Raw genomic sequence first — 13,492 nt, 5'->3', positions numbered from 1 at the left:
CGGGTGTTTGGCTGGATGTATGGCGGCATACACAGGCACAGGCGACGCGGACACGACGGGTGAAGAACCGGACGGGGCTCCCATCAGGGTTCCGGACGGGGGCGCGCGGCGGGACGAGGCCGTCCGCGCGGCCGTGGAACAGGGGCTCGTCGGCCCCGCCACCCCCATCATCGGACTCCTCGACATCACCGGCATCCGGGCCTCGGCGGCGGCCCTGCGGGCGGCCTTCGACACGGTGGTGGCGCCGGGCACGCCCGTGCTGCACGCGTTCGCGGTGAAGGCGACCCCGCTGGTGCCGGTGCTGCGGCTGCTGCACCGGGAGGGCATAGGCGCCGAGGTCGCGAGCCCGGGCGAGCTGGCTCTCGCCCGGGCGGCCGGGGTGCCCCCGGCCCGCACGGTCCTCGACTCACCCGCCAAGACCCCGGCCGAGCTGCGGGAGGCGCTCGCGCTGGGCATCGCGGTCAACGCCGACAACCCGCAGGAGCTGGACCGCATCGACGGGCTCGTGCGCTCGGCGTCGACCCGCTCACCTCTGGGGATCCGAGTGAATCCGCAGGTCGGCGGGGGTTCGATCAGCGCGCTGTCGACGGCGACGGCAACCTCGAAGTTCGGGGTCGCGCTGCGGGACGAGGGGGCGCGCGAGTGGGTCGTACGGGCGTATCTGGACCGGCCGTGGCTGACCCGGCTGCACGCGCACTCCGGTTCGCAGGGGATGCCGCTCGAACTGATGGCACGCGGGGTGGCCGAGACGTACGGGATCGCGGAGGAGATCAACGAACGCGCCGGGCGGCGGCAGATCGACACGCTCGACATCGGCGGCGGGCTGCCGGTGAACTTCGGGTCGGACACCGAGACCCCCACGCACGCGGAGTACGCGCGACTGCTGGCGGCGACCGTGCCGGGGCTCTTCGACGGGCGGTACGGGCTGGTCACGGAGTTCGGCCGGTCGCTGCTCGCCAAGCACGGGGTGGTGTTGGCACGGGTCGAGTACGCGAAGTCGGCCGGCGGGCGGGCGATCGCGGTGACGCACGCGGGAGTGCAGGTGGCGGCCCGTACGGTGTACGCGCCGGTGTCCTGGCCGCTGCGGGTGGCCGCGTACGACACGAAGGGGCGGCCGAAGACGGGACCCGACGTGGTGCAGGACGTGGCGGGTCCGGCGTGCTTCGCGGGTGACCTGCTGGCGGAGGGGCGGTCGATGCCGCTGCTCGAACAGGGCGACTACGCGGCCGCGTTGGACACGGGGGCGTACTACTTCGCGCACCACTACACGTACAACTCGCTCGCGCGGCCCGGGATCTACGGGTTCGGTCCGGACGGGGCGGGCGGGGTGCGGTTCGCCGTGGTCCGGACGCCGCAGACGCTCGACGAGATCGTGGCGGAGTCGGGAGGGGCGCACGCGGGGGCGTTGACGGACACGTTCTGACGGGCCCGCGCCGGGGTGAAGCTCTGATGAAGCTCTGAGACGCGGCCGCACAGGCATCCCCGGCGCACCATCGGGAAGAACTCCCCCGGACGGATCACCGATCGGGGGAGGTTCTCTTGTCCACCACCGAAACCACCGCAGGCACCCCGGCACCCGCCGAGGAACCGGGGCTCAAGCGGGCCATCGGCCCCAAGCTGCTGATCCTCTTCGTGATCGGCGACATTCTCGGGACCGGCATCTACGCCACCACCGGCAGCGTCGCCGGGAAGGTCGGCGGGGCGCTGTGGCTGCCCTTCGTCATCGGCTTCGTCGTGGCGATCCTGACGGCGGCGTCGTACGTCGAACTCGTCGGCAAGTATCCACAGGCGGCCGGAGCGGCCCTCTACACGCAGAAGGCGTTCAAGGTCCCCTTCCTCACCTTCATCATCGCGTTCATGGTGATGTGCTCGGGCCTGTCGTCCGCGAGCGCGGCGGCCCGCGCGTTCAGCGGCGACTATCTGGCCGAGTTGACGGGCGACGCGCTGCCGCCCACGCTCATCGCGATCTGCTTCATCCTCGCCCTCGCGTCGCTGAACCTGCGGGGCGTGTCGGAGTCCGTGAAGACGAACGTGATCCTGACGCTGGTCGAGCTGACGGGTCTGCTGATCATCCTCGCGATCGGCGCGTACGCGGTGCTGACGGGCGACGGGGAGCCGTCCAGGCTGGGCGAGTTCGAGGCGAGCGGCACCGGATACGCCCTGATCACCGGGGTGTTGGGCGCGACGGCACTGGGCTTCTTCGCGTTCGTGGGCTTCGAGGACTCGGTGAACATGGCCGAGGAGACGAAGGATCCCGTCCGCACCTTCCCGCGGGCGATCTTCATCGGCGTGGCGGTGACGGGCACGATCTACGTGCTCGTGGCGCTGGTCTCGTCACTCCTCGTGGACTACAAGGTGCTGGAGGGTTCGAGCGGCCCGCTCCTCGAGGTCGTGAAGGCCGGCGGCGTCGACTTCCCGCACAAACTCTTCGCGCTCATCGCCCTGTTCGCCGTCACCAACTCCGCGCTGATCAACATCATGATGGCCTCGCGCCTCTGCTACGGCATGGCCAACGAACGCATCCTGCCGCGCGGTATGGGCCGCGTCCTGCGCCGCCGCCGCACACCCGTGGTCGGGATCATCTTCGTGACGGTCCTCGCGATCGGCCTGGTCTCCACGGGCGAGATCGAGGGCCTGGGCGACACCACGGCGTTCCTGCTGCTGTGCGTGTTCGCCGTGGTCAACGTCACGGTCCTGGTACTCCGCCGCGACCCCGTCGACCACGAGCACTTCCGTACGCCGACCGCGCTCCCGGTGCTCGGCGCGGTGACGGCCCTGATCCTCGCCAGCCCGTTGGCCGACCGCCCGGCGGACGTCTACATCCGCGCGGCAGTGCTCCTCGCCATCGGCGTCGGCCTGTGGGCGGTCAACAAGCTGGTGCTCCGGGTACAGCACGAGGACTGAGACGACAGAGTCTCGAAAGGCCAGGCACCACCTGAAGAAATGCACCACCTGAAGAAAATTCGAGGCGGACCAGGAGGTCTGATCCCCCACCCGCAGCCGCCAACGGCGGGAACCCCCACGGGAAACCCGCACGGTCCAAGATGCGCCTTACGGGCGGTGCGGGCGGGAAAGACAACCACCCACAACCCGCACCCGCCCACTACACCAGCACGTCCCCCCGACGCCGCGCCCCACCAGGCGCGGCGTCGCCCGCCGCGATACCCGTGGACCGGTAGGCCTTGACCCGCTTGCCCGCCGGAACACCCGCCCCGCGGCCGAGCCAGTCGACACGGACCCACACGAGCGACTCGGCCGCCCGCTCGAGCCGCCCGATCCAGACCGCCTTGAGACGAAGCCCGACTCCGACGCCCGCAAGGAGCATCCCCCCGGCCGCCGGCACGGCGAACGCGGACCCCAGCGCGGCCACGAACGCGAGCAGCAACCACCACCGATGCCCCCGCCGCCAGTTCCGTACCGTCACCGCCCGGTCCTGGAGCACATCGTGCTTTCCGGCCCGGGCCGCGCCACGGACAAGCTCCGCGTACCGCTTCCGCCGCACCAGGACCACCACGGCCACCGTGATCAGAAGGAGCGCGGCCCCGGCCAGCACCCCGATCCGCCGCCCGGTAACCCCCGGCACGAGCATCCCGACACCCGCCGAGATCACTCCGAGCCACCACAACGGTGCCGCCCCGGCCCGCACTACGACGGCCACCCGAGCCAGTCCCTGCCCTCCGCGCGTCACGTTCCGCCTCCTCACAGACTCGCCGACGCATCTTTTGGGCATGCAGGTTAGCGAGCAAAGGTGAGACGAGTCTTAGAGCGACCCCAGACCGTTACTAGACAGACTGTTACTCGGCTCCTCGGCTCCCCGACCGACCGTTACTCGACGAACAGCCCGCGCGCAGCGGCCCGCGCATCGAACTCCTCCAGCCGCGCCTGCGCATCCGGCAGCCCGTCGCACATCGCCTCCAGCAGCACCCGCCCGAGCAGCATCGGCGCACAGGCCGTGTCGAAGGCGAGCCCGGTCCCGACGGCTGCCGGCAACAGCAGGTCCGACACCTTCGCCACCGGTGCGAACGCCGAGTCCGCGACCGTGACGACGGTCAGCCCGGCCTCCTTCGCGTATGCCAGCGTGTCCACGACCTCCCGCGGATGCCGGGGCAGCGCGAAGCACAGCAAGGTGCTGGCCCCGGCCCGCACGGCCGCGTCGATCCGGTCGTGGACCATCGTCCCGCCCTCGTGCAGCAGCCGTACGTCCGGATGGACCTTGGCGGCGAAGTACGCGAACCCGTACGCCTGAGACGCGGCCGCCCGCAGTCCGAGCACCGGCAGCGGCCGCGAGGCGGCGAGCAGCCGCCCCGCCCGCTCCACGGGGCGCGGATCCGCGAGCACGGAGGCGAGATGGCGGAGGTTCTCGATCTCGGCCTCGACGGCCTGCTGGTACTCGTTGTACGAGCCCGTGTCCGCCGCGGGTTCGGCCGGCGCGACCTCGCGCAGATGCTTGCGCAGGGCCGGGTAGCCGTCGAAGCCGAGGGCCACGGCGAAGCGGGTGACGGACGGCTGGCTGACACCGGCGAGCTCGGCGAGCTCCACGCTCGACAGGAACGGCACCTCCGCGGCCCGCCGCACCATGCTGTGCGCGATGCGCCGCTGGGTGGGGGTCAGCCGGTGCCCCTCGAAGAGCGCCTGCAGGCGCCCGGCAGGACTGTCGGTCACGCCCGTACTCCCGTCCACGCTCGTCTTCCCGTCACCGTTCGATTCCTCGCCCGTAAACACGTCCCTGCCCGTATTCACGTCCATGCCCGTATTCACGTCCCTGCTCCCGTCCACGCTCATGCCGTGCTCCCCCTCCAGATGTCCGTGAACCGGTCGAGCAGTGCGGCCGCCGCCGTCACGTCGTCCGTGAGCGGCCGGTCGGCCGGGTCCGCGTCGAGCACCGACTCGGCGAGCTCCAGCGCCCGCGCGACCGGCAGCTCCGGGTCCGGCCGCAGGCCGCGCTGGCGCAACGCCCGTACGGCGGCGACGAGTTCGCAGCCGACGACGAGACGGTACGCATCGCACGCGCGCAGTGTCTGACGGGCGGCGAGCGACGCGAAGCTCGCCTGCTCCTCGACGCCCCGGGAGAGTACAGCGTGGCCGAGCGAGGCGGGCGCGGAGAAGGCCCGCAGATCGCCGAGGGCGGCTCCGGCGGCGTACTCCAGGATCATCACGCCGGAGGAGGCGGGCTCGTGGTCGGCGAGGAAGGGGCGCAGACGGGTGTAGGCGGGTTCGTTCAGGGTGGAGAGGCGGGAGGTCGACAGGCGGGCCACCTGGGTGAGGGAAAGCCTGAAGTGGTCGAGAGCGAGGGCGAGTTGGGCCTGGTAGAAGCCGCCGTGGTGGTAGGCGGCCATGTCCTCGGGGCAGATCAGCGGGTTCTCGGCGGCCGCGTTGATCTCGACGGCGAGGACCTCTTCCAGGGCATCGGCCGCGTCGTGCGCCGGCCCGTGGATCTGCGGCAGGCAGCGGAATCCGTACGGGTCCTGGATCCGGCCGAGCGGCGGCGTCGGATGGTCGGCCGCACCGACCAACTCCCGCATCCGCCGGGCCACTTCGGCCGACCCGCGGTGCGGACGCGCGGCGTGCACGGGCGCCGCGTACGCCTCGTGCGACCCGTCCACCGCGACCAGCGACAGCGCGGCGACGACCTGCGTGGCTCCGATGAGCCCCCGCAGCTCGTGCAGCGCGAGCGCGGCCTGCCCGAGAGTGAGGGCGTTGCTGCTGATGAGCGCGAGGGCGTCGTTGTTGTCGAGCGGCTGGGGCTCGGGCGCGCCCACACCCTCCACCGCACCCGCGATCCAGCCCTCCGAAGCGCCCGCACCCACACCCTTCGTACCCGCACCCGCACCCGCTGACGTACCGCCCACGCCTCGCCACGGATGCTCGCCCGCCAGCGCCAGCCCCACCTGCGACAACGCCGCGATGTCCCCGGTCCCGACCGAGCCGAACTCGTTCACGACGGGGTACGCCCCGGTCTCCAGCGCCTCGCACAGCGCCGTGACGACGGTGGGCCGCAGGCCCGCCCCGCCCGCGAGGAGCTGGTTCGCGCGGACGGCGAGCATCGCCCGGACCTGCCGGGCGGGCAGTTCCTCGCCGATGGCGCCGGCGTGACTGCGCAGCAGGCGCAGACCGTGCTCGGCGGCCGCCTCGGTCGGCACATCCTCGTTCCGGTTGGCGCCGACGCCGGTGGAGCGGCCGTACACGCGGCCGGTCGCGGCGATCAGCCGGGCCGCGTCCCAGGATTCCTCGACGCGTTTCATCGCGTCGGTGCCGGGGACGGGCCGCGCGAGCCCGTCGGCGAGGCGTACGACGTCGGCGACGCGGGTGCTGTACCCGTCCAGCACCACGAGGCCGGTCGTCACCGCACCCGGTACGTCCACATCCTGAGACGACATAGAGCGCGAACTCCTCTCAATCCGGACGTCGGATCTTGCCTGGCGGCCATAAGTAACCAGCGATTAACACCGGGCCGTTGACAAGCTATTCAGATACAGAGAACTCTGCATGACGATATGCAGCCGGGCAAGGGACACCTCATGATCCAGTTCGACGCGGTCCACAAGCGCTTCCCGAACGGCACGACAGCGGTCCACGACCTCTCCCTGGAGATGCCGGAAGGCGGTGTGACCGTCCTCGTGGGATCTTCCGGTTGCGGCAAGACGACGACACTGCGAATGATCAACCGAATGGTCGACCCGACCTCCGGAACCATCCGGGTCGGCGGCCGTGACGTGCTGGACCAGGACGCCGCGGACCTCCGCCGCTCCATCGGTTACGTCATCCAGCAGTCGGGCCTCTTCCCGCACCGCACGGTCCTCGACAACATCGCGACCGTACCGCTGCTCCTCGGCCATGGCCGCCGGAAGGCGCGGGCCCGGGCGGCGGAGCTCCTGGAGACGGTCGGCCTGACGGCCGAGTCCGGGAAGCGCTACCCGCACCAGCTCTCCGGCGGCCAGCAACAGCGCGTCGGTGTGGCCCGTGCGCTCGCCGCCGACCCGCCGGTGCTCCTGATGGACGAGCCCTTCGGCGCGGTCGACCCGGTCGTGCGCACCCAGCTCCAGGACGAACTGCTCCGGCTCCAGAAGGAGTTGAGCAAGACGATCGTCTTCGTCACGCACGACATCGACGAGGCGGTCCGGCTCGGCGACCAGATCGCGATCTTCCGCACGGGCGGCCATCTCGTCCAGTGCGCGACCCCGTCGGAGCTGCTGGCCCGCCCGGCGGACGACTTCGTCGCGGACTTCCTGGGCGCCGAGCGCGGCCTGAAGCTCCTGTCGCTGACGCCGCTCAAGGGCATACCGCAGGCACCGGCCCCCGAGGGCGGCACCTGGGAACTGGTCCTGGACGGCGCCCGCAGGCCCCTGCACTGGCGCACCGAGGACACCGAACTCCCCGTACGGCCGCTGAGCGACGCCGACTCCCTGCTCGCCGCCCTCAACGAGTCCATCGCCTCCCCGACCGGACTCGTGGCCCGCGTCGACGCCGACGGCGCCCTCACCGGCGTGACGTCGCGCGACGAGATCCACGAGCACGCCGGCCTGGCCCACGCGGAAGCCCGGGTCGCCTGATGACCATCGACTGGTCGTGGATAGGCGACCACACCGACGACCTGACCACCCTCACCTTCTCCCACCTCCAGGCGGCCCTCTCCGCCGTCCTCTTCGGCCTGCTGATCTCCCTCCCGCTGGCCGTGGTCGCGCACCGGATCCGCCCCCTTCGGGGCCTCCTCCTGGGCCTCTCGAACGTCCTCTTCACAATCCCGTCGATCGCCGTCTTCGTGCTGCTCCTGCCGGTCTCCGGCCTGACCCGCACCACCACGGTCATCGGTCTGACGATCTACACCCTCGTCGTCCTCCTCCGGAACACGGTCGAGGGCCTCGACTCGGTCCCCGCGAAGACGAAGGAAGCGGCGAAGGCCATGGGCACGCGCCCCCTGCGCGCCCTCCTCACCGTCGAGCTCCCCCTCGCACTCCCCGTGATCATGGCGGGCGTCCGTATCGCCACGGTCATGTCGATCTCCCTGGTCTCCGTGGCGACGTACATCGGCGACGGCGGCCTCGGCCAGCTCTTCACGGACGGCTTCCAGCGCAACTTCCCGACCCCGGTGATCGTCGGCGTGGTCCTGACGCTCCTGCTGGCCCTGGTCGCGGACGCGCTGCTGGTCGCCGTTCAGTACGTACTCACCCCGTGGACGAGGCGGCGAGCCTGACATGTACGAACTCTTCAAGAACCTCGGCGACTGGCTGGTCAGCGGCGAGCAGTGGACCGGCCCCGACGGCATCGGCCACCGCCTCGCCGAACACCTCCAGTACTCGCTCCTCGCCACCCTCGTGGCGGCCGCGATCGCCCTCCCGCTGGGCCTGCTGATCGGCCACACCGGCCGCGGCGCGTTCCTCGCCATCAACCTCGCGTCCTTCGGCCGCGCCCTGCCGACCGTCGGCCTGGTCGTGCTCGTCTTCCTGGCCAGCGGCCTGTCGATGTGGCCGGTGTACGTCGCGCTGGTCGCCCTCGCGGTCCCGGCGATCGTCACGAACACGTACGCGGGCATGAACGCCGTCGACCCGGACGTGAAGGACGCCGCCCGCGGCCAGGGCATGCGCTGGCACCAAGTCCTGTTCCAGGTCGAGCTGCCTCTCGCGCTCCCCCTGATCATGACGGGCCTGCGTCTCGCGCTGATCCAGGTGGTGGCGACGGCCACGATCGCCGCGTACGTGTCTTTTGGCGGGCTTGGGCGGTATGTGTTCGACGGGCTTGCTCAGCGGGACCTTGTGCAGGTGCTGGGGGGTGCGGTGCTTGTGGCCGTGGTTGCCGTTGTTCTCGACCTCGCCTTGAGCGGCCTGCAGCGGGTGCTGTTCCGTCATCGCCCCGCGTAGGCGCTCCGCGCCGGCTGCAGTTCCGAATCTGCGGGTCCGTTGTGGCTGGTCGCGCAGTTCCCCGCGCCCCTTACGGGGCGCCCCCGATCTCTGCAACTCCCACCCAGGAGCTTTCACTCATGAATCGTCGTACTCTCCTCGGCGGGCTCTTCGCCGCCGCATCCGTTCCCGCGCTCGCCGCGTGCAGCAGTGGTATCACCTCGCTCGACGGCGAGGGCGGTGCGAGTGGTGGTGGCGGGTCCAGCAAGGACGGCGTCACCATCGGTACCGCCAACTTCACCGAGAACCAGGTCCTCGGCTTCCTCTACGCGGCGGTACTCGAAGCCGCCGGAGTGCAGACGAAGGTCCGCCCGAACCTCGGCACCCGCGAGATCCTCATCCCCGCGCTCAGGGGCGGCGACATCGGCCTGCTCCCCGAGTACCAGGGCGCCCTGCTCCACTACATCGACCCCAAGGCGGAGGCGACGGAGGAGGGCGAGATGCAGAACGCCCTCGCGATGTCCCTGCCCGTCGGCCTCCAGGTGCTGCCGTACGGCATGGCCGAGGACTCCGACGCGTTCGCGGTCACCCGGGAGACGGCCGACAGGTACGGTCTGGCCACCCTCGCCGACCTGAGGAAGCAGAACGGCAGGCTCGTCATCGGCGCCGCACCCGAGGTGAAGAAGCGCGAGGTCGGGGTGGTCGGGCTGAAGGACGTGTACGGGGTGGAGTTCAAGGAGTTCAAGTCCCTCGACTCCTCGGGCCCGTTGGTGAAGGGCGCCCTGAAGAAGGGTGACGTGGACGTGGCCAATCTCTTCACCACCGACACCGACATCCAAGCCAACAGGTGGGTTGTCCTGACCGACCCCAAGAACCTCATCCCCGGCCAGCACGTCGTCCCCCTCATCGCCGACCGCAAGGCCGACTCGACGGTCCGCAAGGCCCTCGCCCAGCTGGGCAACGTCCTCACCACGGCGGACCTCACCGAACTCAACCGCAAGGTCGACAAGGACAAGAAGGACCCGGAGGACGTGGCGAACGCGTACGCGAAGGAGAAGGGCCTGACGCGATAGGGAGTGGTGGGGAACAGCCCAGCGCGGATAAGGGGGCTAACCCCCGTGCCAAGCGGGCTCCGGCTCCTTACCGTTGACACCATGACCGGTATGGAAGCCCGTGACGCGGAGCTCAAGAAGGAACTCGACGCCACCTTGCACGCACGCAAGGAACTGGGCGAAGAGTACGAGTCCGCGCTGGTCGACTCGTTCCTGGAGAAGGTCGAGCAGCGTCTGGACGGGGCGGTCGACCGCCGGGTACGCCGACAGCTCGCGGAACAGCAGATGGTGGTGGCCCGGGGCTCGCGCGCCCCGCAGGGATCCTCCGATTCCTGGGGCGAGCGCTTCGGCTTCGGCATCGTCTCGCTGGTCCTCGCGATCCCTCTGTCCGCCATCGGCGGCGCTGTCGCGGACCTGCCCGGCCTCCTGATCGCCTGGACGGGCATCGTGGGGGTCAACGTCGTCCAGGCCGCACGCCACACGCCGAACATCTTCGGCCGCCGCAAGAACAAGTCGGAGTCGGACTGGGAAGAGTGACTGGAAGAGCATGCGACACAACAAGTAGCGCCGAAGGGCCCGTCACCTAGGTGACGGGCCCTTCGCAAGCTTTGCGCGGGAACCGCCGCACCCCCGTTACCGGGGGGCGGGACGACGGCGGTCCCCGCGAGGGACGCGGGCCGGGTCAGGGCCGGGCTTGCGCGTCCTAGGCGTCCATGGAGGTCCGGGAGCCGCTCCGGAGGTCCTTGGCGCCGTTTTCGGTGCCGACCGGGGCGGGGAGCCGCTCCCGCCCTTGCCGACATCCACTAATGTGCCGGACCCGTGTTAAGCGTGTGCTGCGCGGACGTGACGCGCTCGTACCACTTCCACGAAGTTCTGCGGTGATCACTCACCCCGGAAGTTCCCCTCCGGAGAACGCAGTTCACCGGAAGTCCTACTGCAGTCCACCCTTGGCAAGGAAGGACAGCAGGTCCTGCCGGCTGACGACACCCGTGGGCTTGCCCTCGACGAGGACGATCGCCGCGTCGGCGGCGCCGAGTACGGACATCAGGTCGCCCACCGGCTCACCGGAGCCGACCTGGGGCAGCGGCGCCGACATGTGCTTCTCCAGCGGGTCGGAGAGCGAGGCCCGCTGGGTGAACAGCGCGTCGAGCAGCTCCCGTTCGACCACGGACCCCACGACCTCGGCGGCCATCACGTCCGGGTGCCCGGCGCCGGGCTTCACGATCGGCATCTGCGAGACGCCGTACTCCCGCAGCACCTCGATGGCCTCGCCGACCGTCTCGTCCGGGTGCATGTGGACGAGCGAGGGCATGGAGCCGCCCGCCTTGTCGCTCAGCACATCCCCGACACGGGCACTGGGACCCGCGTCCTCCAGGAACCCGTAGTCGGCCATCCACTCGTCGTTGAAGATCTTGCTGAGGTACCCGCGCCCGCTGTCCGGCAGCAGCACGACCACGACGTCGTCAGGACCCAGTCGCTCGGCGACGCGCAGCGCGGCCACCACGGCCATGCCGCACGAACCACCCACCAGGAGCCCTTCCTCCTTGGCGAGGCGCCGCGTCATCTGGAAGGAGTCCTTGTCCGAGACCGCGACGATCTCGTCCGCGACCGTCCGGTCGTACGCCGTCGGCCAGAAGTCCTCGCCGACCCCCTCCACGAGATACGGCCGCCCGGACCCGCCGGAGTACACGGACCCCTCGGGGTCGGCGCCGATCACCTGGACCTTCCCGTCACTGACGTCCTTCAGGTACCGCCCGGTGCCGGAGATGGTGCCGCCCGTCCCCACACCCGTCACGAAGTGGGTGATCCGCCCCTCCGTCTGATCCCACAGCTCAGGGCCGGTGGAGTGATAGTGCGAGAGGGGGTTGTTGGCGTTGGAGTACTGGTCGGGCTTCCAGGCGCCCGGGGTCTCCCGCACGAGCCGGTCGGAGACGTTGTAGTACGAGTCGGGGTGCTCGGGGTCCACCGCCGTCGGGCATACGACGACCTCGGCCCCGTACGCACGCAGCACGTTGATCTTGTCGGTGCTCACCTTGTCGGGGCACACGAAGATGCACTTGTAGCCCTTCTGCTGGGCCACGATGGCAAGGCCCACACCGGTGTTGCCACTGGTCGGCTCGACGATCGTGCCGCCCGGCTTGAGGGCGCCGCTCTGCTCGGCGGCCTCGATCATGCGCAGGGCGATGCGGTCCTTCACGGAGCCGCCGGGGTTGAAGTACTCGACCTTCGCGAGGACGGTCGCCTGGATGCCGGCGGTCACGCTGTTGAGCCTCACCAGCGGGGTGTTGCCGACGAGACTGATCATCGAGTCGTGGAATTGCACCGTTGTCTCCGGAGCTGAAAAAGAGGTGGTCGGGGTGGTTCCGCCAGCCTAAGCCCCGTACCGGGTCGGGGGGCCGGGGGAAATCCCTCGGAAGGCACAGCACGTGTCGTTGAGATTGGCCGACGGTCCCTACGGGGCAAGCAGTGGTTGTACGGGTACGAGGAGGTGGCGGCTACGCATGACGAGGTTGTCGAGGGCGAGGGTGGCGCGGCGGATCGCCGCGGGCGCGGCGTACGGCGGCGGCGGGATCGGGTTGCTGGGCGCGGCGACGGTCGGCGTGGTGCTGGCCGAGGTGCAGCTGGCGAAGCGGACGGTGGGCAACGGACACAGTCCCCATCCGCCGAGCGCGGACGGGCTGTACGGGTATGTGTACGCCGGCGCAGAGGAACCGTTGCGCCTGACGATGCTGGGGGATTCCACGGCGGCGGGGCAGGGGGTGCACCGGGCTCGTCAGACCCCCGGGGCGCTGCTCGCGTCCGGGCTCGCCGCGGTGGCGGAGCGGCCGGTGCGGTTGCGGAACGTGGCGTTGCCCGGCGCTCAGTCGGACGACCTGGACCGTCAGGTCACGCTGGCTCTCGGGGTCCCTGACGGGGCCCCTGACGTATGCGTGATCATGGTGGGCGCGAATGACGTCACGCATCGGATGCCCGCGACGCGCTCGGTCCGTCACCTCTCGGCAGCGGTACGCCGTCTGCGTACCGCTGGCGCCGAGGTGGTCGTCGGCACCTGTCCCGACCTGGGGACCATCGAGCCCGTGCAGCAGCCGTTGCGCTGGCTGGCCCGGCGGGCGTCGCGGCAGCTCGCGGCGGCGCAGACCATCGGGACGGTCGAGCAGGGAGGGCGGACGGTGTCCCTCGGTGACCTGCTGGGTCCTGAATTCGCGGCGAACCCCCGAGAGCTCTTCGGCCCCGACAACTACCACCCCTCCGCGGAGGGCTATGCGACCGCGGCCATGGCGGTGCTGCCCACGGTCTGCGCGACGCTCGGCCTCTGGCCGGCCGAGGAGGAGCGTCCGGACGTCTCCCGTCGCGAGGGCTTCCTTCCGGTGGCCCGGGCCGCCGCGGAGGCCGCGTCGGAGGCCGGCACCGAGGTCACGGCCGCGATGCCCACGGGTCCGCGCGGACCCTGGGCCCTCCTCAAGCGCCGCCGGCGCCGGCGGGTCCGGGCCACGGACCCTTCCCCGGCCCCGGCCCCGGAACCGTCCGCCTGACCCCGGGCGTTTCCTCGCCCCCCGGGGGGCCAACCCCCGAACCCCGCTCCTCAAACGCCGGACGGGCTGATTT

At 70.7% G+C, this 13,492-nt stretch carries 12 protein-coding genes; 8 read left to right on the top strand and 4 right to left on the bottom strand.

Annotated elements, in window-relative coordinates; genetic code table 11:
• Positions 1-19 precede the first annotated feature (19 nt).
• Both GAS53_RS09540 and GAS53_RS09535 read left to right on the top strand, forming a co-directional pair.
• Positions 20-1,423: a type III PLP-dependent enzyme domain-containing protein gene (locus GAS53_RS09540; protein ID WP_151477036.1), complete on the top strand. Its 1,404-nt coding sequence runs from the start codon at positions 20-22 to the stop codon at positions 1,421-1,423.
• Between the two features lie 116 nt (positions 1,424-1,539).
• Positions 1,540-2,904 (top strand): APC family permease, encoded by a 1,365-nt coding sequence (locus GAS53_RS09535; protein WP_151477035.1) that lies wholly within the window; start codon positions 1,540-1,542, stop codon positions 2,902-2,904.
• Positions 2,905-3,103: 199 nt separating this feature from the next.
• Here the strand turns inward: GAS53_RS09535 and GAS53_RS09530 are convergent, their stop codons facing one another.
• The 3 genes from GAS53_RS09530 to GAS53_RS09520 all read right to left on the bottom strand — a co-directional run bounded on the left by GAS53_RS09530 (position 3,104) and on the right by GAS53_RS09520 (position 6,377).
• Complete coding sequence (locus tag GAS53_RS09530) at positions 3,104-3,688, bottom strand: hypothetical protein (protein ID WP_151477034.1); 585 nt, start codon at positions 3,686-3,688, stop codon at positions 3,104-3,106.
• A gap of 137 nt (positions 3,689-3,825) precedes the next feature.
• Positions 3,826-4,782: a MurR/RpiR family transcriptional regulator gene (locus tag GAS53_RS09525; RefSeq protein ID WP_225858835.1), complete on the bottom strand. Its 957-nt coding sequence runs from the start codon at positions 4,780-4,782 to the stop codon at positions 3,826-3,828.
• A complete protein-coding gene (locus tag GAS53_RS09520) occupies positions 4,779-6,377 on the bottom strand; it encodes an aromatic amino acid ammonia-lyase (RefSeq protein WP_151477033.1) in 1,599 nt (532 codons plus the stop codon). Before GAS53_RS09520 ends, GAS53_RS09525 begins: the two co-directional genes overlap by 4 nt.
• A gap of 141 nt (positions 6,378-6,518) precedes the next feature.
• Between GAS53_RS09520 and GAS53_RS09515 the strand changes: the two genes are divergently transcribed.
• From GAS53_RS09515 to GAS53_RS09495, 5 genes are all read left to right on the top strand, one after another.
• Positions 6,519-7,550, top strand: coding sequence for an ABC transporter ATP-binding protein (locus tag GAS53_RS09515; RefSeq protein ID WP_151477032.1), 1,032 nt, complete (start codon positions 6,519-6,521; stop codon positions 7,548-7,550).
• Complete coding sequence (locus GAS53_RS09510) at positions 7,550-8,191, top strand: ABC transporter permease (protein ID WP_151477031.1); 642 nt, start codon at positions 7,550-7,552, stop codon at positions 8,189-8,191. Before GAS53_RS09515 ends, GAS53_RS09510 begins: the two co-directional genes overlap by 1 nt.
• A gap of 1 nt (position 8,192) precedes the next feature.
• Positions 8,193-8,855 carry an ABC transporter permease gene (locus GAS53_RS09505; RefSeq protein WP_151477030.1) on the top strand — a complete coding sequence of 221 codons (663 nt, stop codon included), beginning with the start codon at positions 8,193-8,195 and terminating at the stop codon, positions 8,853-8,855.
• 119 nt (positions 8,856-8,974) lie between these two features.
• Positions 8,975-9,907 (top strand): ABC transporter substrate-binding protein, encoded by a 933-nt coding sequence (locus GAS53_RS09500; RefSeq protein WP_151477029.1) that lies wholly within the window; start codon positions 8,975-8,977, stop codon positions 9,905-9,907.
• A gap of 90 nt (positions 9,908-9,997) precedes the next feature.
• Positions 9,998-10,423, top strand: coding sequence for a hypothetical protein (locus GAS53_RS09495; protein ID WP_192583052.1), 426 nt, complete (start codon positions 9,998-10,000; stop codon positions 10,421-10,423).
• A 394-nt stretch (positions 10,424-10,817) separates the two neighbouring features.
• Here GAS53_RS09495 and GAS53_RS09490 read toward each other — a convergent pair whose 3' ends face one another.
• A complete protein-coding gene (locus GAS53_RS09490; protein ID WP_151477027.1) occupies positions 10,818-12,209 on the bottom strand; it encodes a cystathionine beta-synthase in 1,392 nt (463 codons plus the stop codon).
• A gap of 178 nt (positions 12,210-12,387) precedes the next feature.
• Between GAS53_RS09490 and GAS53_RS09485 the strand changes: the two genes are divergently transcribed.
• Positions 12,388-13,419, top strand: coding sequence for an SGNH/GDSL hydrolase family protein (locus GAS53_RS09485; RefSeq protein ID WP_192583042.1), 1,032 nt, complete (start codon positions 12,388-12,390; stop codon positions 13,417-13,419).
• The last annotated feature ends 73 nt before the right edge of the window (positions 13,420-13,492 follow it).

Origin of the sequence: Streptomyces albicerus, assembly GCF_008905045.1 — a bacterium.
In the GTDB taxonomy this organism is placed as follows: Bacteria; Actinomycetota; Actinomycetes; order Streptomycetales; family Streptomycetaceae; genus Streptomyces; species Streptomyces albicerus.
Note: the sequence above shows the minus strand (reverse complement) of the source record. Positions and strands in the feature narration are given on the sequence as shown.